Genomic DNA, 23,367 nt, shown 5'->3' on the forward strand with positions numbered 1-23,367 from the left:
CCGATGACGACGCACACGCTGCGCTCCAAGCGCCGCGGATCGGCGCTGCGGACGGCGGCCTTCATGGCGCCGTGGCTGATCGGGTTCACGGTCTTCTTCGCGTACCCGATGGTCTCGACCGTGTACTTCTCGTTCATGGACTACGACGGCTTCGGGGTGCCGTCGTTCAACGGCCTGGCGAACTGGACGTACGTCTTCCAGGACTACCCGATGTTCTGGCCGTCGCTGCGCAACACGCTCTGGCTGGTGCTCGTCATGGTCACCTGCCGGGTCCTCTTCGGCCTCGGCGTCGGCATGCTGATCACCAGGATCAAGACCGGCACGGGTCTCTTCCGGACCCTCTTCTACCTGCCCTACCTGGCCCCGCCGGTGGCCGCCACGCTCGCCTTCGTCTTCCTGCTCAACCCGGGGACGGGGCCGGTCAACTCGGTCCTCGGCGACCTGGGGCTGCCGACCCCGGGCTGGTTCAACGACGCCTCCTGGTCCAAGCCCGCCCTGACGATGCTCGCCGTGTGGGGCATCGGCGATCTGATGGTGATCTTCATGGCCGCGCTCCTCGACGTTCCGAAGGAGCAGTACGAGGCGGCGGAGCTGGACGGTACGTCGGCCTGGCAGCGGTTCCGCTTCGTCACCCTGCCGAACATCTCGCCGATCGTGCTGTTCGCCGTGGTCACAGGGGTGATCCAGGCGATGCAGTACTACACCCAGCCGCTGGTGGCGGGGAAGGTCGCCTCGGGGGTGATCGGCGGCTCCGGGCAGCAGTTCGAACCCGGCTATCCCGACCGGTCGACCCTGACACTCCCCCAGCTCGTCTACAACCTCGGCTTCCAGCGCTTCGACTACGGCTCCGCCTGTGTCGTCGCCCTGGTGCTGTTCGCCCTGGCCATGGCCTTCACCGCGCTGCTGATGCGGGGCCGCGACAACCTGATCGCCGGTGACTGACCCATGACCCGACTCCTCGTACCGGCCGCGCCCGTGCGGCCCGCCGACGCACCGACACCGGCCGGACGCACCGCCCGGCGCACGGCGCTGCTGCACTGGATCGCCGTGCACGCGCTGGGCGTCGCGGCCGCCCTCTTCTTCGTCCTGCCGTTCGTCTTCGTCCTCCTGACCTCGCTGATGAGCGACCAGCAGGCGCTGACCCGGGACCTCACCCCCGACACCTGGGAGTGGGAGAACTACCGACGGGTGTGGGACACCCCGGGCTTCCTGACGTGGTGGCGCAACACCCTGCTCTACGCCGGGCTGGGCACCGTCCTGACCGTCGTGTCCTCCGTACCGGTGGCGTACGCGCTGGCGAAGTTCCGCTTCCGCGGCCGGAAGCTGTCGCTCATGCTGGTCATCTCGATGATGATGCTGCCGCCCCAGGTGGTCATCATCCCGATGTACCTGTTCTGGGCGAAGCAGCTGGACCTTTCGGGCACGCTGTGGCCGCTGATCATCCCGACGGCCTTCGGCGACGCCTTCTCCATCTTCCTGCTGCGGCAGTTCCTGCTGACCATCCCGAACGAGTACCTCGACGCCGCGAAGGTCGACGGCTGCGGTGAGTTCCGCACCCTGACCAGGGTCGTCCTGCCGATGGCCAGACCCGGCATCGCGGCGATCGCCCTGTTCCAGTTCTTCGCCGCCTGGAACGACTATTTCGGGCCACAGATCTACGCCTCGGAGAACCCGGCCGCCTGGACGCTCAGTTACGGCCTGGAATCCTTCAAGGGCGCGCACCACACCGACTGGAATCTGACCATGGCCGCGACCGTCCTGGTCATGGCCCCCGTGATCGCCGTCTTCTTCTTCGCCCAGAGGGCATTCGTCGAGGGCGTCACACTGACCGGAGTAAAGGGCTGACATGAAGCTCGCAGTAGTGGGTGGCGGGTCCACCTACACCCCTGAACTGATCGACGGGTTCGCCCGGTTGCGGGACACGCTGCCGGTCGAGGAGCTCGTGCTCGTCGACCCGGCCGCCGACCGTCTCGCACTCGTGGGCGGACTCGCGCGGCGGATCTTCGCCAAGCAGGGCCACCCCGGGCGGATCACCACGACCGCCGACCTGGACGCGGGGGTGGAGGGCGCCGACGCGGTCCTGCTCCAGCTGCGCGTCGGCGGGCAGGCGGCCCGCGACCAGGACGAGACCTGGCCGCTCGAGTGCGGCTGCGTCGGCCAGGAGACCACCGGGGCCGGCGGGCTCGCCAAGGCGATGCGCACCGTCCCGGTCGTCCTCGACATCGCCGAGCGGGTGCGCCGCGCCAACCCGGACGCGTGGATCATCGACTTCACCAACCCGGTCGGCATCGTCACGCGGGCCCTCCTACGGGCCGGGCACAAGGCCGTCGGCCTGTGCAACGTCGCGATCGGCTTCCAGCGGAAGTTCGCCCGGCTGCTCGACATCGCGCCCGGCGAGGTCCACCTGGACCATGTGGGGCTCAACCACCTCTCGTGGGAGCTCGGGGTGCGGCTCGGCGGACCGGACGGCGAGAACGTCCTGCCGCGGCTGCTGGCCGAGCACGGCGACACCCTCGCAGGCGACCTGCGCATGCCCCGGCAGATCCTGGACCGGCTCGGCGCCGTCCCCTCCTACTACCTGCGGTACTTCTACGCGCACGACGAGGTCGTCAGGGAACAGGGCACCTCGCCGTCCCGGGCCTCGCAGGTCGCCGCGATGGAGAAGGAACTCCTGGCCATGTACGGCGACCCCGCACTGGACGAGAAGCCGGAGCTGCTCGCCCGGCGCGGCGGGGCCTTCTACTCGGAGGCGGCCGTGGACCTGGCGGCCTCGCTGCTCGGCGGGGGCGGCTCGGCGGTGCAGGTGGTCAACACGTACAACGACGGCACGCTGCCCTTCCTCGCGGACGACGCCGTGATCGAGGTGCAGGCGCGGGTCGACGGCACGGGGGCGACGCCGCTGCCGGTGCCCGCGCTGGACCCGATGTACGCGGGGCTCCTCGCGCACGTGACGGCGTACGAGGACCTGGCGCTGGAGGCCGCGCTGCGCGGCGGGCGGGAGCGGGTGTTCAGGGCGCTCCTCGCGCACCCGCTCGTCGGCCAGTACGCGTACGCGGAGACCCTCACCGACCGTCTGATCGCGCACAACCGGGAGCACTTCGCGTGGGCGTGAACGCTTCGGTCGTCGCCGTGGACGCGGGCAACAGCAAGACCGACGTGGCGGTCATCGGCGAGGACGGCTCGGTGCTCGCCGAGGCCCGGGGAGGCGGCTTCCAGCCGCCGGCCGTCGGCGTCGAGACGGCCGTCGACGTGCTGGCCGGCGTGCTGGAGAAGGCCCTCGCCCGGTGCGCGGAGTCCGTCGACGGCGTCGGGCACGTCTCGGCGTGCCTGGCCAACGCCGATCTCCCCGTCGAGGAGGCGGAGCTGACCGACGCGTTGCGGCGACGGGGCTGGGGCCGCACGGTGGAGGTCCGCAACGACACCTTCGCCGTCCTGCGCGCCGGGGTGGACGAGCCGCGCGGGGTGGCCGTCGTCTGCGGCGCCGGCATCAACTGCGTCGGGATGGTCCCGGACGGCCGCACCGCCCGCTTCCCCGCGATCGGCCGGATATCCGGGGACTGGGGCGGCGGTTCGGGGCTCGCGGAGGAGGCCCTGTGGTACGCGGCCCGCGCCGAGGACGGGCGCGGGGAGCCGACGGAGCTGGCCCGCACGCTCCCCGCTCACTTCGGCCTCGGCTCCATGTACGAACTGATCGAGGCGCTGCACCGCGGGCGGATCACCTACGAGCGCCGGCACGAGCTGACCCCGGTGCTGTTCGCGACGGGTGCGGCCGGTGACGCGGTGGCGAGCGCCCTGGTGGACCGGCTGGCGGACGAGGTGGTCGCGCTGGCCTCCGTCGCGCTGGGCCGGCTCGGGCTGCTGGGCGAGGACGTGCCCGTGGTCCTGGGCGGCAGCGTGCTGGCCGCCCGGCACAGCCGCCTGGACGAGCGGATCGCCCGGCTGCTGTCCGAGCGCGCCCCCCGTGCCGCGATCCGCGTGGTGTCCCAGCCCCCGGTGCTGGGCGCCGCGCTGCTGGGGCTGGACCGCACCGGGGCGGACGCCGGGGTCCACGCCAGGCTGCGCGCGCACTACGCGTGAGAGCTCGGGGGCGTTCCGCGGCCCGCCACCGCGGAACGCCCCTTCCGTCCGGGAACCGATCAGGTGTCCCGGACGTGTTCACGAGGGGGAGATCGATCCGTTCCGGGGGGTTCGGGGCGCCTTCCCGGCCGAACGCCTTGATCGGCCGCGTCCGTACTGATCGAATACCGGAAACACCGGACACACACGCGGGGATCGACGCCGGGACCGGACCATCCTGGTGAATACCGTTCCCTGCCGCCATACTTCTGGCCGGATACACCGGTCCCCGGCCGGCCGGGGGCAGGACCGACGTCAGTGACCGAGGGGGAGGTCGAGTGACATACCCGCCGAACGGGGAGCCGCGGCGGGCGGGCGCGCCCGCCCCTCCGGCCGTCCCCGCACAGCGGCGCGGTGTCCGGGCCGGCGCCGACCAGCTGCGTGCCGCGGCGACGACCGAGCCGGGCCGGCTGCGGATCATCGGCGCCGTACTGGCCCTGCTGGTCCTGGGGTTCGGCGCGGTCACCGCGCTGGAGATCGACGGGCGGGCCTCGGCCGCCCACGACGTGGTGAGCCGCAGCCAGCCGCTGAGCGCGGACGCCGCGCGCATCTACCGCTCGCTGGCCGACGCGGACACGATGGCGGCGAGCGGCTTCCTGGCGGGGGCCCAGGAGCCGAAGGACGTCCACGAGCAGTACGAGCGGGACATCACGGAGGCCTCCCGGCTCCTGGTCCGGGCGGCGGCGAGCACGGGCGCCTCGACCTCCTCGGCGAAGGAGATCGCCACGCTCAACGAACTGCTGCCCGTGTACACGGGACTGGTCGAGCGCGCCCGGGCGAACAACCGGCAGGGGCTGCCGCTCGGCGGTGCCTACCTCCGGTACGCCAACCAGAAGATGGCCGGTGAACTCCTGCCCGCCGCGGAGCGGTTGTACGCGGCGGAGACGGGCAGGCTGGACACCGACGCGGACGACGCCCGGCAGTGGCCGTTCGTCTCGCTCGCGGCGGGGATCGTGGCGCTGGCCGTACTGGTGTGGGCCCAGCGGCGCCACTACCGCGCGACCAACCGGGTCTTCAGCCAGGGACTGCTCGCGGCCACCGCCGCGGCGACGGTGGTGCTGCTCTGGCTGGCCGTGGGCCACACGGTGGCGCGGGCGGAGCTGCGGGACGCCATGGTCCACGGACAGGAGTCGCTCGACGTCCTCAACAAGGCGCGGATCAGTTCGCTGAAGGCGCGCGCCAACGAGAACCTCACGCTCGTCGCCCGTGGCGCGGTGCTCACCGCGGACGGCACGCAGGACCAGTACGAGACCGATTACGGCACGGGCATGAAGTCCCTCGGCGAGCAGCTCGCGAGCGCCGGGAAGCTCGCCGACGACGCCCGCGGGAGCCGACCGGTGGCGGACGCCGTCAGCGGTGTGTCCCAGTGGCAGGAGCGCCACAGGAAGGCCCGGGCGACGGACGACCGGGGCGACTACGACGGCGCCCTGAAGCAGGTCATCGGCCCGGAGGACTCCACGGGCGAGTCCTTCCGGCAGGTGGACGACGCGCTGCGCGAGGCGCTCGACCACGAGCAGCGCGAGTTCTCCGCGGCCGCCAGGAGCGGGGAAGGGGTGCTGGGCGGTCTGCCGGCCGGTGCCGCCGTCCTCGCCGTGCTCGGTGCGGTGGCCGCGATAGCCGGGGTCAACCGCAGACTCTCGGAGTACCGGTGAGAGGGGGAGCGATGACCAGGGCGAGGAACCGGGCGCCACGCGCCGGGCTGCGTGGCTGGGGCGGTGTGACGGGCATGGCCGTGGCCTGTGCCGTCACGGCCGCGGTGACCCTGCTGCCGCTGACGCACGGCGCCGGCTCCCCCGGCGGGGACACCGTGGGCCGGGGGGCGACGTCCGCGCTGTCCGTGCAGGCGGACGCGTGCACGGACCCGGAGGCGAGCCTGCCGCCGTCGTCCGCCGAGGGGCCGGACATCACGAAGATCCGCAAGCGCGGCAAGCTGATCGCGGGGGTCGACCAGAACAGTTACCGGTGGGGCTACCGCGATCCGGAGACGGGCAGGCTCGAGGGCTTCGACATCGATCTCGTACGGGCGATCGCGAAGGACGTGCTCGGCGACCCCGACGCGGTGATCTTCCGTGCCATCCCGACCAGTCAGCGCATCGCGGCGCTGGAGCACGACAGGGTCGACGTCGTCGTCCGGACGATGACGATCAACTGCAAGCGCCTCGAACAGGTTTCCTTCTCCACCGCCTACTTCCAGGCGGGGCAGCAGGTCCTGGCCCCCAAGGAATCGGACATCACCGGGTACGACGCGTCGCTGAAGGGCAAGCGGGTATGCACGGCGGAGGGCTCCACGGCCTACGAGGCCATGGAGCGGCAGTCGTACGGCGCGGTGTTCCGGGACGAGCACGACGGCACCGCGCGGGACCGGGACCAGCTGACCGTACCCAACCAGCTGGACTGCCTGGTGCGGCTCCAGCTGGGTGAGGTCGACGCGGTCGTCACGGACAACGCCCTGGCCGCCGGCCAGGCCGCGCAGGACCCGGCGGTGGAGCTCAAGGGCGACAAGCCGTTCACCACCGAGTACTACGGCGTGGCCGCGAAGCTCGGCGCGGACGACCTGGTGGCCCGGATCAACCACGTGCTGGAGGGCTACCGCAGCGGAGGGGCGAACAGCGCCTGGATGCGGTCGTACCGCACCTGGCTGGCGGAGGGACTGCCCGGGATCACGGCGCCTCCCGCACCCGAGTACCGGAACAACTGACCCGTCCGGGCCCCCGGCCCGGCGGACGAGCGGAGAGGTGATCGATGGGCGTCGCGGGATCCTTCCCCAGCTTCGCGGGGAGGCCCCCCGGCCCGGTCATGGACCGGGACGAGGCGGACCGTGCGCTGGCCCGGCTCGGCGCAGAGCACGAGGCCATCGAGACCTCCCTCCTCGCCCTGCAGGACCACGCGGGCCGCCGGCTCCTGGAGGGCGCCGAGCTGACCGGCGTCACCCAGGAGCGCTGGGCCGCCGCCGAGCAGGCGATCACCCTGTTGTGGGGGTACTTCGACGCCTACGCGGGAGCGCTCGGGCGTGCCCGGGAGATCAGGGCCGCACGCCGCTACCCCGGCAAGGAGGACCTGGCCGCGCTGACCGACGTGCTGCGGGGCGACAGCGTGACCGTCGCGCACGCGGCCGCGGCCGGCCCGGCGCTCACCGGTCCCGCCCGGCTCTCCGAGCGGTTCACGCTGGAGGAGCTGGTCACGCGGATGAACGACCTGTACGCGCGCTCGCTGGACGTGGTCGTCGCCGCGGACTCCGTGTGGTCGGCCCTGCCCGCCCGGATCGACCTGCTCGCCGCCGAGCTGCGCCGCACGCGCTCGCTGGCGCACTCCGTCGGTGTGCGGCCCGGCGAGCATCCGGCCGGTGACGACCTGGAGGCGATCACCGAGGAGCTGACCACGCTGCGCGTACAAGTGATCTCCGACCCGCTGGCGTTCTGGCTGCCGGGCCCCGGCAGCGCCGCGCCCGGCGGCGGGCGCCCGGACACCGCGCGGTACGACCGGGCGGCCCGGGCCCTGGAGGACGTGCGCCGGGAGATCGAGGCGGTGCTCGCGGTCCGGCAGGACGCCGAACAGCGCCTGGTCAGGCTGCGGGACGTCCTCTCCCGCGCGGACCGCACGCTGGCCGAGGCGCGGTCGGCGCGCGGCGAGGTGCTGGCGAAGATCGCCGCCTCGGAGGTGCCGGCGGTCAGCGGGCCGCCGACCGCACTGCAGGAGCGGCTGGCCGCGGCCTCGGAACACCGCAGGCACGCCCGGTGGAACCGGCTCTCCCCGCTGCTGGACTCGCTGGAGCGGGAGGCCGAGGACGAACTGCTGCGCGCCCGGGAGTCGCTGACGTCCGTGACGGCGCCCCTCGCCGTCCGCGCGGAGCTGCGCGGCCGGCTCGACGCCTACAAGGCGAAGGTGGCACGGCACGGCATGGCGGAGGACCCCGTCCTGATCGAACGGTACGACGCCGCCCGCCGGATGCTGTGGAGTGCGCCGTGCGATCTGCGCGTCGCCGAACAGGCGGTGCTGCGCTACCAGCAGGCCGCCGCCGATCTGCTGACGCCGCTCCGTCCGGACGGCCACGGCGGACAGGGGGAGACTTCGTGAACACGCAGTGCCAGCGCCCGGGGTGCGAGGGCCGGTACGAGGACATGGGCGGCGGCGAGCTGTACTGCGACACCTGCGGCCTCGCGCCGGTCGTCGGCCGCCCGGCGGACGGCACGGTGGGTTCACTGCCCACCGGCATCGCCGGCGGCGGGGCGGGGGGCCGGGGGAGCGGCAGCACCTCGCAGCGCACCGGTTCACGGCCGTCCTCCCGGTCCTCCTCGCGCTCGTCCACCTCCCGGCGTTCGGTCTCCGGGCGGCTCTCCCGCTCGCTGTCCGGGGGGTCCGCGTCCCGGTCGGTGTCGGTGCGCTCCTCGGGCAGTTCGACCGGCGCCTCCTCGCGGCGGGGCAGACTGGGCGCCGGACTGGTGCAGGTTCCGGACGTGCCCCGGCCGGATCCGCGGACGGCGGTGATGGAGAACCCGGAGGTCCCCGAGCGCAAGCGGTTCTGCTCGCGCTCCGACTGCGGCGCCCCGGTGGGCCGGTCGCGCGGCGAACGGGCGGGCCGTACCGAGGGGTTCTGCACCAAGTGCGGGCACCCGTACTCCTTCGTACCCAAGCTGCGCGGCGGTGACGTCGTGCACGGGCAGTACGAGGTGGCGGGCTGCCTGGCGCACGGCGGGCTCGGCTGGGTCTATCTCGCCGTGGACCGCGCGGTCTCCGACCGCTGGGTCGTCCTGAAGGGCCTGCTGGACACCGGGGACCAGGACGCCATGGCGGCGGCCATCTCCGAGCGGCGCTTCCTCGCGGAGATCGAGCACTCCAACATCGTCCGCATCTACAACTTCGTGGAGCATCTGGACCAGCGCACCGGTTCGCTCGACGGCTACATCGTGATGGAGTACGTCGGCGGCAAGGCGCTCAAGGAGATCGCCAACGAGCGCCGGACACCGGCCGGGAAGCGGGACCCGCTGCCGGTCGACCAGGCGTGCGCGTACGGGATCGAGGCACTGGAGGCGCTCGGTCACCTGCACAGCCGTAACCTCCTGTACTGCGACTTCAAGGTCGACAACGCGATCCAGACCGAGGACCAGCTCAAGCTCATCGACATGGGCGCGGTCCGCAGGATGGACGACCAGGAGTCGGCCATCTACGGCACCGTCGGCTACCAGGCTCCGGAGGTGGCCGAGGCCGGCCCGTCCGTCGCCTCGGACCTGTACACGGTCGCCCGCACGCTCGCCGTCCTGACCTTCGACTTCCAGGGGTACACGAACGTCTTCGTGGACTCGCTGCCCGATCCGGACAGCATCGAGGTCTTCCGCAGGTACGAGTCGTTCTACCGGCTGCTGGTGCGGGCCACCGACCCCGATCCGGCGCGGCGGTTCGCCTCGGCCGCCGAGATGGCCGAGCAGCTGACGGGCGTCCTGCGGGAGGTGGTGGCCCTGCGGACGGGGCGCCCGCGCCCGGCGCTGTCGACCTTGTTCGGCACGGAACTGCGGGTGACGGACACCGAGTTGTTCGCCGATCCCCCGGCCGACGCCTCACGGCTCGGTGCCCGCGCGGCTGCTCCGTCCGGCGGTGGGGGGCGCTTCGGCCGGCGCCGCAACGCGGCGGTGGCCCCGGCGCCGGTGCCCGTTCCGCAGGGCGCGGTGGCGGCCCCGGTGGCCGCCGCCCTGCCGGTGGGCGGACCCACCCCGCAAGCCGTCGGCGCCGGGCCCGTGCACGCCCCGGACACCCATGTGCGGGGCGGCGCCGGCGGCCCGCGGGGTGGGGTCCCGGCCTCGGTACCGGCGGTTCCGGCCCCCCGTGCCGCCGTCCCCGCTCCCCCACCGCTGCCGGCCGCGTACGCGCCCCGCGCCCCACGGCTCGCGGACTTCGACGCGCGGGGGACCGCGCTCGCCCTGCCGGTGCCGCGGGTCGACGCCACCGACCCGAACGCGGGCTTCCTCGCCGGGCTGATGGCGTCGGCGCCCGCCGAGCTGATCTCCGCACTGCACTCGGTGCCGGCCGCCTCGTTGGAGACCCGGCTGCGGGAGCTGCGCGCCCGCCTGGAGATGAACGAACTCGACTCCGCCGTCCGGGCGCTGGGTGCCGTGGAGTCGCAGCACCCCGACGACTGGCGGGTCGTGTGGTACCGGGGTGTCACCTCGCTGGTGACCGGCGACCACGAGAACGCGGCGCTGTCCTTCGACGCGGTGTACGACGCCTTCCCCGGCGAGCCCGCGCCCAAGCTCGCGCTGGGCGTCTGCGCGGAGGTGCTGGGTCAGCTGGACAACGCCGCCGAGTACTACCGCCTGGTGTGGGCGACCGACCCGAGCTTCGTCAGTGCGGCGTTCGGTCTGGCCCGGGTACAGATCGCCACCGCTGACCGGGCCGGGTCGGTCCGGACGCTGGAGTCCGTACCGGAGTCGTCGATCCACTACACCGCGGCCCGGGTGGCCGCGGTGCGGGCACGGCTGCGGGAGCGTGACCCGCGTGAGCCGCTGATCGACGACCTCTCCGCCGCGGCGGAGCAGGTGACCGCGCTGCGGGAGTACGGCCTGGACGCGGTGCGCCGCGAGCAGTTGTCGACCGAGGTGCTGGGTACGGGCCTCGACTGGGTACTCTCCGGTAGTCCCATGGATCGGTCCCCGGCTCCGGCCTCCCCGGCGGCAGCGGGACCGAGGACGCTGCTGGGCAGCGAGCTGGACGAGCGGGGCCTCCGGTTCGGTCTCGAACGCTCGTACCGCGTGCTCGCCCGGCTCGCGCAGCGGGGCGACGAGAGGATCGAACTGGTGGAGCGGGCCAACCGTTTCCGCCCCCGGACCTGGGTGTGAAGATGTCACAGAGCCACCAGCAGGCCTCCTTGCCGGGGTGCCCCAGCTGCGAGGAACCGCTGGAGCCGGGCGACCTGTTCTGCGGAGCCTGCGGTTACGACCTCTCGGTCGTTCCCGCGCCTCCGGGCGAACGGCCGACGGTCGCCCTCACGGTCCCCTCGCAGGGCGCGGGAGCACCGGACTCGGCCGCACGAGTACCGGACGAGCCGGGCGCCCAGGACGCCGGGGCCGTGGAGTGGCCCCCGGCCGCCGGGGCCGGCGGCTCCGGCCACCCTGCCCCCACGCACAGGCCGACCGACCTCCCCGGCACGGACTCGGCTGGCAGGCCGCTGCCGACCGAGGCTCCCCCGGCGGTCCGCCTCGACCCGCCGGGCGGCGTGCCCGAAGCCGCGGGCGACTTCCAACTGGCCGCCCCCGACCCCCGCACGGCCGCCCCGGCGGCCGCCCGCGGCAAGGTCTGTGTGGCCTGCCGCTCGGGCCACGTGGATCCCGACGGCTACTGCGAGAACTGCGGCCACGCCCAGCCTCGCGAGCGCGACCACATGGAACAGGAGCTCGGCTCCGTGGCGGCGGTCAGCGACCGCGGCCTGCGCCACCACCGCAACGAGGACGCGTTCGCGGTGTCCAGCACCGCGCTCCCGGACGGGTCACCGGCCGTCGTCGCCATCGTGTGCGACGGCGTCTCCTCGGCGACCCGCCCCGACGAGGCGTCGGCCGCGGCGGCGAGCGCCGCCAACGGGGCGCTGATGGAGTCGCTGCCGCGCGGCACGCACCCCCAGCAGGCGATGCACGACGCGATCCTCGCCGCGTCCGAGGCGGTCAACTCCCTGGCGCAGGAGCCGGGCGGGGCGATGGAGCACGATCCGCACCGCCACCGGAACGCCCCGGCCTGCACGCTGGTCGGCGCGATCGCGGCGAGCGGTCTGCTGGTCGTCGGCTGGGTCGGCGACAGCCGCGTCTACTGGGTGCCCCGGGACCGCGCCCACCCGCCGGCCCGGCTGACGGAGGACGACTCCTGGGCGGCGCAGATGGTGGCGACCGGCCTGATGAACGAGGCGGAGGCGTACGCCGACGAGCGGGCCCACGCCATCACGGGCTGGCTCGGGGCCGACGCGTACGAACTGGAGCCGCACACAGCGTCGTTCAAACCGGACCGGCCGGGGCTCGTGGTGGTCTGCACCGACGGCCTCTGGAACTACGCGGAGGCGGCGGCCGAGATGGCCACGGCGGTGCCGGCCGACGCGTACGAACGGCCGCTGCACGGCGCCCAGGTACTGGTCGGTCACGCGCTCGACGGCGGGGGCCACGACAACGTAACAGTGGCACTCCTGCCGTTCGCCGTGCCGCCGCAAGGGGCAGGATCGGCCTGAGGCACCGCCCGGTCCGCGGGCACCCGGGCAGTCGCCCGGACCGCGGGAGCCGCCCGACCGATCTGCGCGCCCCGCACGCCCCGCCCGGTCCGACCTGTCTGCCCTGCCCGCCCTGAACCTTGTTCGCACGTCTGTCGTCGCCCGACATCCGTGGAGCCTCGAGGAGCCGATCAGATGGCCAACTTCTCCAAGTCCAATGCGCCGCGGTTCTCCGTCGAGGTGTACCAGAACGCCTATCTGCCGGAGGGCGGACGTGAGGTCAACGCGATCGTCACCGTGACCTCGACCGGCGGGGGCACCACCGGCGGGGTGCCGCCGGTGGCGGCCCCGGCGGACGCGCGCGTGCCGGGCCGGGGACCGGACGCCGCCGTCGTGCTCATGGTCGACTGCTCCGGCTCGATGGACTACCCGCCGACGAAGATGCGCAACGCGCGGGACGCCACGGCGGCGGCCATCGAGACCCTGCGGGACGGCACCCGGTTCGCCGTGGTCGCGGGGACCCACGTCGCCAAGGACGTCTATCCGGGCAACGGCAGACTGGCGACCGCCGACGCGCAGACGAAGGCGCAGGCGAAGGAGGCCCTGCGCCGGCTCGGCGCGGGCGGCGGCACGGCGATCGGCACGTGGCTGCGGCTGGCGGACCGGCTGCTCGGGGCGGCCGATGTGGACATCCGGCACGGCATCCTCCTCACCGACGGGCGCAACGAGCACGAGTCCCCCGAGGACCTGCGGGCCGCGCTGGACGCCTGTGCGGGCCGTTTCACCTGCGACACCCGTGGTGTCGGCACCGACTGGGAGGTGAAAGAGGTCACAGCCGTCGCCTCGGCCCTGCTGGGCACGGCCGACATCGTGGCTGATCCGGCGGGGCTCGCCGCGGACTTCACGCGGATGATGGAGAACGCCATGGGCAAGGAGGTCGCGGACGTGGCGCTACGGCTCTGGACACCCGTCGGCGTGGAGATCGTCTTCGTCAAGCAGGTGGCGCCCACGGTCGCCGAGCTGACCGGCCGGCGCACCGAGGCGGGGCCGCGTGCCGGGGACTACCCGACCGGCTCCTGGGGCGACGAGTCGCGGGACTACCACGTGTGCGTACGGGTTCCGGAGGCCGGAATCGGCCAGGAGATGCTGGCGGCCCGCGTCTCCCTGATCCTGCCCGCACCCACCGGGGGCGGGGCCCCGCAGACCCTCTCGCAGGGCCTCGTACGTGCGGTGTGGACGGACGACATGGCGGCGTCCACCTCGATCGACCCGCAGGTCGCGCACTACACAGGACAGGCGGAACTGGCACAAGTCATCCAGCAGGGACTTGATGCGCGCAAATCGGGTGACATCGACGGCGCGACCGCGAAACTGGGCCGTGCGGTGCAGCTCGCGTCGGCCTCCGGAAACGCGGATACTGCGAAACTCCTTTCGAAGGTGGTCGATGTCGTCGACGCGGCGACCGGTACTGTGCGACTGAAAGCGAGGGTGGCCGAAGCGGACGAGATGACACTCGAAACGCGCTCGACCAAGACCGTTCGCGTCAAGAAGTAGCGGCCGGAAACAGCGCACGAACAGGTGCGCGCACGAGAACGACACAGCCGTACGGAGGGCCGCCCGGCCCGCCGGGCGGCGCACCTACGAGCATGACGGCCTCCGGGCCGGACGAGGAGAGGAGGAAGCGCCGACATGCCGACCTGCCCGAACGGACACCAGTCGGGTTCCGAGGACTGGTGCGAGGTCTGCGGCCATCGCATGGCCGGGGCGAACACGCCCGCGGTCCCGCCGCCGCCTCCCCCGCCGCCCGCGCCCGGTTACGGCTACCCGCAGAGCTCGGGGCCCGGGGAGCCGACCGCCCAGGCGGAGCTCTGTCCGCAGTGCCGCACCCCGCGCGAGGCGATGGCGCCGTTCTGCGAGGAGTGCCGCTGGAACTTCCTGACGAACACGGCGACGTCGTACACCCCGCTGGCCCCGCAGGGCGGCGTGGGCGGCCCGGTGCCGGGTCTCAACCTGCCGCCCGGCTTCCAGGCGCAGCAGGGCCCGCCGCCCCGGCAGCAGCACGACCCGTTCGAGTACCAGGGCTCCCGCCCCTCGCAGGTGAACCGGCCGGCGGAACCCCTCTCGGAGCAGGCGGGCCGGCCCGGCCCGCCGCCGTCGTTCCCGCAGGGGCCTCCGCCTCCGCCCGCCTTCCAGCAGCAGTCACCCTCGCCGTTCGAGCGGCGGGAACAGCCGGGACAGCCCTCACCGTTCGAGCGGCAGGAACAACCGGGACAGCCCTCACCGTTCGAGCGGCAGAGCCGGCCCGGGCAACAGGGTGCGCCCTCGCCCTTCGAACCGCGGGAACAGCCCGGTCAGCCGGGCCCGCCCTCGCCGTTCGAGTCGCAGCGACAGGCGCCGCCGCCTCCGCCGTCCTTCCAGCAGCCGTCTGCGCCTCCGGCCCCACCGCAGCCCCGCGCTCCGCAGACGGACGGGGACGACGACTGGATGCTGCCGCCGCCCTCGCAGCAGCAGCAACCGCCCGCGGCCTTCCAGCAGGGCCCGCAGGCACCTCAGGCTCCCCAGCAGCAGTTCCCCGGTCAGGAACAGGGGCCCGCGCAAGGCCGGGGACAGGACCAGGGGCCGGGCACCTGGACGGCCGTCATCGCGCCGGACCGGGACTACTTCCTGGCGATGATGCAGCGCAGCGGCCCCGAGGCGACCGGGCTCAACCTGCCCGCGTACTCCCCGGAACAGCGTCTCGCGCTCACCGGCGGCCAGATCACCATCGGGCGCCGCCGGCACAGCACCGGCGAGTCCCCCGACATCGATCTGGCCGTGCCGCCGGAGGATCCGGGGGTCTCGCACCAGCACGCCGTGCTGGTGCGGCAGCCGGACGGGAGCTGGGCCGTCGTGGACCAGAACTCCACCAACGGCACCACGCTCAACGGGGCCGAGGACCCGATCCAGCCCTATGTCCCGGTGCCGCTGCAGGACGGGGACCAGGTGCACGTCGGGGCCTGGACGACGATCACGGTCCGCCGCGACTGAACCGCCCGCGCGCCGGCCGGGTTCGGGGGTCCTAGGGCGTGTGTCGAAAGTAGCGCCGTCTGCCCGAAGGGCAGGCTCGGCGGTGTCCGGTGCGTGCGATCGCAAGGCGGAGGGTCGCCCCGATACTGGATGTATCGGGGCGATCCCGACAACGCGGCGAGTGTGCGTGCCGGGCGCCGCCGGGCAGGCGGGACTTTCGATACACGCCCTAGGTCCCCGGTACTCGGCCGGGACGTCTGCGACGATGGAGGGGTGACAGACATTCCGCGCGACACGCTTCAGGAGCAGACCTTCTACGAGCAGGTCGGCGGCGAGGACACCTTCCGACGCCTGGTCCACCGGTTCTACCAGGGGGTCGCCGAGGATCCGCTGCTGCGGCCGATGTACCCGGAGGAGGATCTCGGTCCGGCCGAGGACCGGTTCGCCCTGTTCCTCATGCAGTACTGGGGCGGGCCGCGCACCTACAGCGACCGGCGGGGGCATCCCCGGCTGCGGATGCGGCACGCGCCCTTCACGGTGGACCAGGCGGCTCATGACGCCTGGCTCGCCCACATGCGGGTCGCCGTCGACGAGCTGGGCCTGTCCCCGGCGCACGAGCGGCAGCTGTGGGACTACCTCACGTATGCCGCCGCCTCGATGGTCAACACGGCGGACTGACCCCACCCCTGTGCGGAATGCGGTGCTCCGGCCTCGCATAACGATCACGATCCCATCAAGGTGTGCCACCGCCCGTTCTCCGTGGCCGGTGCACTCTGAAACCATCCACGGAACGCCGGGGGGCGTGCGGCTGCCGAGTTTCGGGGGATCAGATGGCGGGGTTCGTCTTTCTGCGGGTACGCGCGCACCGCCTGCTTCTGGCCGCCGCGGTCCTGGCCGTGCTCCTCACCACGTGTGTGCTCGCCGCGCTCACCGCCTTCTCCGGTTCCATCGGCGACGCCGCGCTGCGGCACACGCTCACCCACCGGTCCGCCGGACAGGCTGCCCTCCTCGTGTCCGCCGGGGTGGACCACGAGAAGCGCGCGGAGGCGGACGCCGCGGTGCGCCGGGCCGCCGCCGAGACGTTCGGCGGGCTGCCCGTGACCGTGGGGAAGCTGGAGAGTTCGGGTGCCTACGCGCTGCCGCGCACCCTGCAGACCTCGTCGGAGCGGCGCGGCAAACCTGACCTCACACACTTCGCCTCCCTCGACCGCGACCGGATCCGTCTCACCGCGGGCCGCCTGCCCGCCGCGGGGGCGGCGACCGGTCCCGTCCAGGTGGCGCTGCCCCGTACGGCCGCCGAGGCCCTGCGGCTGAAGCCGGGCGCCGCGCTGACCCTCACCGACCGGCTGAAGGGAGCGCCGCTCCGCATCGAGGTCACCGGTCTGTACGAGGCCGTCGAGCCGGCGGATCCCTACTGGCAGCTGGATCCGCTGGCCGGGCGCGGGGTCCGCGAGGTCGTCTTCACCACCTACGGCCCGCTGCTCACCGACCCCACGGCGTTCGGCTCGGGCCGGATCGGTTCCGAGCGGCTGTCCTGGCTTGCCTCCGCGGACTTCCGCACCCTGACGACCGAGCGGACGGGGGCACTGGTCCGGGCGTCGACGGACGGACCGAAAAAGTTGCGGAACGCCCCGGCCCTCGGTGACGGCGCCACGGTACGGACCTCGCTACCCACCGTCCTCGGCCAGATCGAGCGGGCGCTGCTGGTCTCCCGCTCGACGATCATGATCGTCGCCGTTCAGCTCGTCCTCCTCGCCGGCTACGCCCTGCTGCTCGTGTCCCGGCTGCTGAGCAGCGAGCGCGGTGGCGAGACCGAACTTCTGCGGGCGCGGGGCGCTTCCCGGGGCCGGATCGCCTCGCTGGCCTCGATCGAGGCGCTGATGCTGGCGGTGCCCGCCGCGGTCGTCGCCCCGCTGCTGGCCGGCCCGTTGACGCGGCTGCTCGCCGACCGGAGCGACCTCACCCGGATCGGGCTGCGGCTCGACGGCGGTGTGGACGGCGCGGTGTGGCTGGTGGCCGGTGCCGTGGCGCTGACCTGCGCGCTGGCCGTGGTGGCTCCCGCGCTCACGGCGGGTGCCGACGGGCGCCGCGGCGGGCGGGCGGCGGCGCTGCCGGCTCCGGTGCGGGCGGGCGCGGACATCGGTCTGCTGCTCGTCGCCGGGGTCGCGTACTGGCAGTTGGACCGGCAGACCGGGGCCTCGGGCGGTGGCGCGCTCAGCGGTGACCGGGAGGGGAACCTCGGGATCGATCCGCTGCTGGTGGCCGCCCCCGCGCTGGCCCTGCTGGCGGGCACGGTACTGACCCTGCGGCTGCTGCCGCCGGCGGCCCGGCTCGCGGAGCGCCGTGCGGCGGGGGGCCGCGGCCTGTCCGCGGCGCTGGCGGGCTGGCAGTTCAGCCGCCGCCCGCTCCGGGGCGCCGGGCCGGTACTGCTGCTGGTCCTTGCCGTGGCCACGGGCATGCTGGCGATCGGTCAGAGCGCGTCGTGGGACCGCTCGCAGCGCGACCGGGCGGACTTCGCGTCGGGCGCCTCCGTACGCGTGGTGGGCACGCTGTCCGGCGACCCGGTGGGCGCCGCTCCGTACTCGGACCTGCCGGGTGTGCGGGAGGCGGCTCCGGCGTACCGTACGACGGCCGAACTCTCCGGTGGGCGGACGGCCGAGGTGCTCGTCCTGGACACCGCGCACGCGCGGGAGCGGATGCTGATGCGCGAGGACCTCGCCGGGACCTCACCGGGAGAGCTGTTCGACGCCGTCGCGCCGCCGAGGACCGCGCGGACCGGGGTGGTGCTGCCCGAGGGCAGTGAACGGGTGCTGTTCGACCTGCGGGTCCGCGACACCTCGTCGCCGGGCGGGAAGTCCCCGTCCGGTGCCGCGGCGGTGGTCGGCGTGCTGCTGGAGGACCGGTACGGCATCGGGTACCGGGTCGGGGTGGGGACCGTCCCCGTCGACGGCCGTACGCACGCCCTGTCCTTTCCCGTGTCGGCCGCCGGTGGACTGGCGGTGACGGGCTTCGAGATCGACAGCGGTGTGCCGGAGGGCCGTGCCGAGAAGCGTCTGGCCGCCCTGACCGGCCTCAGGACGGTCACCGCGGAGGGCGACCGGCGGCAGGTCACCGGCGCGGACCGGGTGCGCTGGCAGGCCGGGGTCGTCGTCACGGCGGCCGGCGAGGAGCGGACCGGCACGACTCCGGAGACGATGACGGGATCGGGTGCCTCACCGGCCTTCCGGTACGAGACCGGCCACGCCCCCGCGGCCGGCGGCTCCTACGGCGAGCAGGTCAGCACCCTCAGGGTCACCGCGGCCAGGCCCGCCGCCCCCGCGCTCAAGGCGGTGGCCACCGACGCGTATCTGAAGTACACGGGGGCGGAACCCGGCCAGGACGTCGACCTCACCCTGGCGGGCACCACGGTCCGGGTGACTCTGGTGACGTCGGTGCGGCAGATCCCGACCACGGGCGCCGGGGCCGGGGACGCCCCGGAGGAGTCGTCCACGAAGCCGGGCGGAAGCCTGCTGCTGGACCTCAGGGCGGTCTCGGAGGTGCTGGCCCACCGGGCGGGTGCCGCCCTCGCGCCCACGGAGTGGTGGCTGAGCACGGCACCGGGGGACGGTCCGCGGGTGGCGGCCGGGCTGCGCGCGCTGCCCGGCGCGGACGCCGCCCAGGTGCGGGTGCGCGACGAGACGGTGCGGGACCTGACGGATGATCCGCTGGGGGCGGGGCCGCAGTCCGCGCTGCTGGCGGTCGCCGTGGCCGCGGCGGCGCTGGCCGCGGTCGGCTTCGCCGTCGGTCTCGTGGGCTCGCAGCGTGAACGGACCGCGGAGTTCGCCGTCCTGCGGGCGCTGGGCGCCTCCCGCCGTGGGCTCGCCCGGATGCTGGCCGCCGAACAGGGCGTGCTGATCGCCCTCGCCCTGCTGATCGGGCTCGCCCTCGGAGCCGTACTGACCAGGGCCGTCGTCCCCCTGGTCGTACTGACCGGGCAGGCCGCCAGACCCGTACCGGACGTGCTGGTGCTGCTGCCGGCCGGGCAGGTCGCCGTACTGCTCGCCTCGGTCGCCGCCCTGCCGCTGCTGATCGTCGCGGCGGTCACACTGCGCCGCGCCGATCCTGCGGTGTCGCTGCGCCACCAGGGGGACAACTGACATGAACGCCGACAAGGTTTCGGCCGCCTGCGCCCCCTGGGTGCGCACCCGGCTGCGCACCGCACCCGGGATCTCCGCCGCGCTCGCGCTCCTGGTGGGCGTGACCGCGTTCCTCGCCGCCGCGCTCCCGCGCTCCGTCGACGCGTACGAGACGAGGGCGCTGCGCCACGACGTGACGAGCGCGTCCCCGGGCCGGAGCGTCCTGGAGGTGACGACACCGCCGCCCGCGCTCGGGCTGCCTCCCGCCGTCCGGGAACGCGCGATGCGGGAGGAGGTCCTGTCGTGGGCCCAGGGCGCACTCGTCAAGGCGCTTCCCGACCCCGTACGCGCCGACGTGCCCCACTCCTCGCACGGCGTGCACACCACGAAGCCCCTGCCCGCGAACGAACCCTGGCTGCCCCGTCCCGACGCGATGCCGCCCGAGCTGACCTACGCCGCCCCGTCGGCGCTCCCCGACCACAGCGTCCTGCGGGCCGGGCGGTGGCCGGTGGTACGGAGCACGGTGACGCTGGACACCCGGGAGGTGGAGGCGGCCGTCACCGAGGAGACGGCCGAGGAGCTGCGCATGAAGCCGGGCTCCACCGTCGCGGTGCCCACCCAGGGCGGTGAGCCGCTGATCGTACGCGTCACCGGCATCGTCGCCCCGCTCCACCCCGAGAGCGGCTACTGGGCGGTCGACCCGCTGCTCCGCGCGCCCTCCCTGATCAAGGACCCCCGGTCCTCCGCTCCCGTCTTCTACTGGCGCGCGACGCTGCTCCTGCCTCCGGACGCGGGCCCGGCGCTGCTCGCCACCACGGGTGAACCGGAGCTGTTCTGGCGCCTGGCACCGGACGTTTCGGAACTGACCGCGGCCGACGTGCCCGCGCTGGAGACCGGCATCGCCTCGGTGGAGACCGGGCCCGGGCTGCTGAAGCTGCGCGACCTCGCGGGGCCGAACACCACCCTCACCACCGACCTGGACGCCGTCCTCGGCGCCTACACCGCGATGCGCACCGCCATCCGTCCCGTCGTGACCGTCGCCGCCGTCGGTATCGGGGCGGTGGCCCTCGTCGTCCTGCTGATGACCGGCGGGCTGATCGGCGCTCGCCGTCACCACGAACTGGCCCTGCTGCGCTCCCGCGGCGGCTCGCTGCGCGGCATCGGGACCCGTCTCCTCGCCGAGACCGCGGTAGCCGTGCTGCCCGCGGCCGCGCTGGGACTGCTGCTCGCCGTCCTGCTCGTCGGCGAGGCCCGGTGGTGGCCGGCCGTAATGGGCGCTGCCGTGGTCGCCGGGGCGGTCTGCGTGGCGCTGCCGCTCCGCACGACGCTGCACCACCGCAGGCCGCTGCTGCACGGCGCCCGCGAGGACGTCGTCACCGCCGCGCCGTCCCGGCGGCGTACGGTCGCCGAAGTGACCGTGCTCGTCCTGGCCGTCGGCGCCGTCGTGGCGCTGCGCCGCCGCGGGACGACGGCCGGCTCGGGTACCGATCTGCTGGTCACGTCCGCCCCCGTCCTGGTCGGGCTGATCGCCGCCCTGGTCCTGGTGCGGCTCTACCCGCTGCCGCTGCGGCTGGCCGCGCGCCCGGCCGCACGGCTGCGCGGAGCGGTCGGCTTCCTGTCGCTGGCCCGGGCCGGCCGGTCGTCCGCGAGCGGGACCCTGCCGCTGCTGGCCCTGCTGATCGCCCTGAGCACTGCGGCGTTCGGCGGCTCCGTCATCGCCGGGATCGCCGACGCACGCGACGGGGCGGCGCTCCGGGCGGTCGGCGCGGACGCCCGGATCAGCGGGGAGGGCGGCTCGTCCCCGCTCTCCGAGGACGACGTCCGAAGGACACGCGCGGTGCCCGGGGTCGAGGACGTGGCGGCCGTACACATCGAGTACGGCACCCCGCTGGCGGCGTCCGTGGACGTCACGTCCGGGACGAAGCGGGCGACGCTGCTGGGGGTCGAGCCGGAGTCGTACGCGCGGCTGGCCCGGGCCGGCGGTCTGCCGGCGTTCCCCGCCGCCCGGATCGCGAAAGGCCCCGGCGGGGGCGAGGTGCTGCCCGCGGCCGTCTCACCGGCGCTCGCGGAGCGGCTCGGCGAGGGACCGCACACCGTCAGCTCGCAGGCCGGGGACATCAGGGTGCGGGTCGCCGCGGTCCTCGCCCGCACCTCGGCGGTGAGCGATGCCGAGTTCCTGGTCGTGGACTCCGCCTCGCTCGGCCGGCCGGCGCCCACGACACTGCTGGTGACGGGAGCGGCGCTCGACGGCCGGAAGCTGCGGGCCGCCGTGCGCACGGCAGGCCCGGAGTTCGACCTACGGCTGCGGTCGGCGGAGCGCGAGACGTTCGTGGACACCCCGATCCAGTCGGGTGCCGAGCGGATCTACGGTGCGGCGGTCGTCGCGGGCGCCGGTTACGCGCTGCTCGCCGTACTCCTGTCCCTGCTGCAGACCGCCCCGGAACGCCTCACCCTGCTGGCCCGGCTGCGCACCATGGGGCTCACCACCCGGCAGGGCCGGCGGCTGCTCGCCTCGGAGGCCATGCCGCAGGCACTCCTGGCCGCGGTCGGCGGGCTCCTCGTCGGCTGGGCGACCGTCGCCCTGCTGGCCCCCGGCATCGACCTGGCGGCGCTCGCGCTCGCCGGCGCGGATCCCGGGACACCGCGGTCCGCTTCGCTGCGCGCCGATACCGTCTCACTGGTCCTTCCGGCGCTCGGCGTGGTACTCCTCACCGCCGCCGTCGCCGGTGTGCAGGCGTGGTGGTCGGGCCGCCGTGGATCGATCAAGGAACTCAGGGCAGGAGACAGCCGATGACGTCGTCCGCGGAGACCACACTGGCGGAACTCGAACGGCGGGCCGCCGCGCGGCGCGACCGGCCGACGTACGGCCACGACGCGCTGATCACCTGCGACCGGCTGGTGCGCGTCTTCTCGGTGGACGGCGTGGAGGTGCAGGCCCTGCAGGGTCTCGACCTGCTCGTCGCCGAGGGGGAACTGATGGCCCTGGTCGGTGCCTCGGGCAGCGGGAAGTCGACCCTGATGAACATCCTGGCGGGCCTGGACGTGCCCACGGCGGGGTCGGCGAAGGTGGCCGGCGGGGACCTGCTCGCGATGGGCCCGAAGGAGCGCCTGCGCTACCGCCGCGACGTGGTGGGGTTCGTGTGGCAGCAGACCGCCCGTAACCTGCTGCCGTATCTGACCGCCGTCCAGAACATCACGCTGCCCATGCAGCTGCGCGGCGGCGGACGCGCCCGCGAACGGGCCGCGCGTGCCGAGTCGTTGCTGCGGATGCTGGAGGTCGCGGAGTGCCGCGACCGCCGCCCCGCCCAGATGTCGGGCGGCCAGCAGCAGCGGGTGGCGATCGCCGTGGCCCTGGCCAACAACCCGTCGGTGCTGCTCGCCGACGAGCCGACGGGTGAGCTGGACTCCGCCACGGGCGAGCAGGTGTTCGCCGCCTTCCGCCGCGCCAACGAGGAGCTCGGTACGACGATCGTGATCGTCACGCACGACCAGGCGGTGGCGAGCGAGGTGCGCCGTACGGTCGCCATCCGGGACGGCCGTACGTCCTCGGAGGTCCTGCGGCGCACCGAGGTGGACGCGGCGACGGGGCAGGAGTCCCAGGTGGCGCGGGAGTACGCGATGCTCGACCGGGCCGGACGGCTGCAGCTCCCCGCGGACTACACCGAGGCCCTGGGGATGGAGCACCGGGTGATGCTGGAGCTGGAGCAGGACCACATCGGGGTGTGGCCGGACGCGCCGCGGGAGTGACGGCCGGGCGACCCGGCGCTCCGGGGGGACGGGTGGGCGGACGGCCCCGGCGGCCGCAGGCCTCCGGCGGCCGGGCGGCCGGGCGGCCGGACGCTCAGAGCCTGTCGGGTGACCTGGGACCGTACAGCGGACGCGGTCCGGTGCGTGCGTTCCAAGGCGCCGGAAAGCCCTCGTAGCGGAGCTACATGGGCATTCCGGCAACGCGGG

Annotated in this window: 15 protein-coding genes; all 15 read left to right on the forward strand. The window is 74.0% G+C overall.

The annotated features are described in order from the left end of the window. Positions 1 to 3 precede the first annotated feature (3 nt). The 15 genes from BA175_RS20140 (at position 4) to BA175_RS20210 (ending at position 23,160) form a co-directional block, all read left to right on the forward strand. Positions 4 to 942 carry a carbohydrate ABC transporter permease gene (locus tag BA175_RS20140; RefSeq protein ID WP_069172820.1) on the forward strand — a complete coding sequence of 313 codons (939 nt, stop codon included), beginning with the start codon at positions 4 to 6 and terminating at the stop codon, positions 940 to 942. A gap of 3 nt (positions 943 to 945) precedes the next feature. Further along, positions 946 to 1,845, forward strand: a complete 900-nt coding sequence (locus BA175_RS20145) for a carbohydrate ABC transporter permease (RefSeq protein ID WP_069172821.1) — start codon at positions 946 to 948, stop codon at positions 1,843 to 1,845. 1 nt (position 1,846) lies between these two features. Next, positions 1,847 to 3,112 (forward strand): 6-phospho-beta-glucosidase, encoded by a 1,266-nt coding sequence (locus BA175_RS20150; RefSeq protein ID WP_069172822.1) that lies wholly within the window; start codon positions 1,847 to 1,849, stop codon positions 3,110 to 3,112. Beyond that, complete coding sequence (locus BA175_RS20155; protein ID WP_069172823.1) at positions 3,103 to 4,077, forward strand: N-acetylglucosamine kinase; 975 nt, start codon at positions 3,103 to 3,105, stop codon at positions 4,075 to 4,077. Before BA175_RS20150 ends, BA175_RS20155 begins: the two co-directional genes overlap by 10 nt. A gap of 317 nt (positions 4,078 to 4,394) precedes the next feature. Continuing rightward, complete coding sequence (locus BA175_RS20160) at positions 4,395 to 5,768, forward strand: hypothetical protein (protein WP_069172824.1); 1,374 nt, start codon at positions 4,395 to 4,397, stop codon at positions 5,766 to 5,768. Positions 5,769 to 5,779: 11 nt separating this feature from the next. Continuing rightward, entirely contained in the window at positions 5,780 to 6,814 is a 1,035-nt protein-coding gene (locus BA175_RS20165; RefSeq protein ID WP_069172825.1) for a glutamate ABC transporter substrate-binding protein, read from the forward strand. Positions 6,815 to 6,858: 44 nt separating this feature from the next. Further along, a complete protein-coding gene (locus tag BA175_RS20170; RefSeq protein ID WP_069172826.1) occupies positions 6,859 to 8,190 on the forward strand; it encodes a hypothetical protein in 1,332 nt (443 codons plus the stop codon). Then, positions 8,187 to 10,943 (forward strand): serine/threonine-protein kinase, encoded by a 2,757-nt coding sequence (locus BA175_RS20175; RefSeq protein ID WP_069172827.1) that lies wholly within the window; start codon positions 8,187 to 8,189, stop codon positions 10,941 to 10,943. The genes BA175_RS20170 and BA175_RS20175 overlap by 4 nt, the downstream gene beginning before the upstream one ends. Positions 10,944 to 10,945: 2 nt before the next feature. Next, positions 10,946 to 12,313: a PP2C family serine/threonine-protein phosphatase gene (locus BA175_RS20180; protein WP_069173135.1), complete on the forward strand. Its 1,368-nt coding sequence runs from the start codon at positions 10,946 to 10,948 to the stop codon at positions 12,311 to 12,313. A 174-nt stretch (positions 12,314 to 12,487) separates the two neighbouring features. After that, entirely contained in the window at positions 12,488 to 13,846 is a 1,359-nt protein-coding gene (locus tag BA175_RS20185) for a vWA domain-containing protein (protein WP_069172828.1), read from the forward strand. Positions 13,847 to 13,981: 135 nt separating this feature from the next. Beyond that, positions 13,982 to 15,319, forward strand: a complete 1,338-nt coding sequence (locus BA175_RS20190; RefSeq protein ID WP_069172829.1) for an FHA domain-containing protein — start codon at positions 13,982 to 13,984, stop codon at positions 15,317 to 15,319. 252 nt (positions 15,320 to 15,571) lie between these two features. Further along, positions 15,572 to 15,976 (forward strand): globin, encoded by a 405-nt coding sequence (locus BA175_RS20195; protein WP_069172830.1) that lies wholly within the window; start codon positions 15,572 to 15,574, stop codon positions 15,974 to 15,976. A gap of 152 nt (positions 15,977 to 16,128) precedes the next feature. After that, the gene (locus tag BA175_RS20200) at positions 16,129 to 19,434 is read left to right on the forward strand and encodes an ABC transporter permease (protein ID WP_069172831.1); all 3,306 of its coding nucleotides are present in this window, start codon (positions 16,129 to 16,131) and stop codon (positions 19,432 to 19,434) included. A gap of 1 nt (position 19,435) precedes the next feature. Beyond that, entirely contained in the window at positions 19,436 to 22,207 is a 2,772-nt protein-coding gene (locus tag BA175_RS20205; protein ID WP_069172832.1) for an ABC transporter permease, read from the forward strand. After that, complete coding sequence (locus tag BA175_RS20210) at positions 22,204 to 23,160, forward strand: ATP-binding cassette domain-containing protein (RefSeq protein ID WP_069172833.1); 957 nt, start codon at positions 22,204 to 22,206, stop codon at positions 23,158 to 23,160. Before BA175_RS20205 ends, BA175_RS20210 begins: the two co-directional genes overlap by 4 nt. The last annotated feature ends 207 nt before the right edge of the window (positions 23,161 to 23,367 follow it).

Source organism: Streptomyces griseus (genome assembly GCF_001715295.1).
Taxonomy (GTDB): domain Bacteria; phylum Actinomycetota; class Actinomycetes; order Streptomycetales; family Streptomycetaceae; genus Streptomyces; species Streptomyces griseus_G.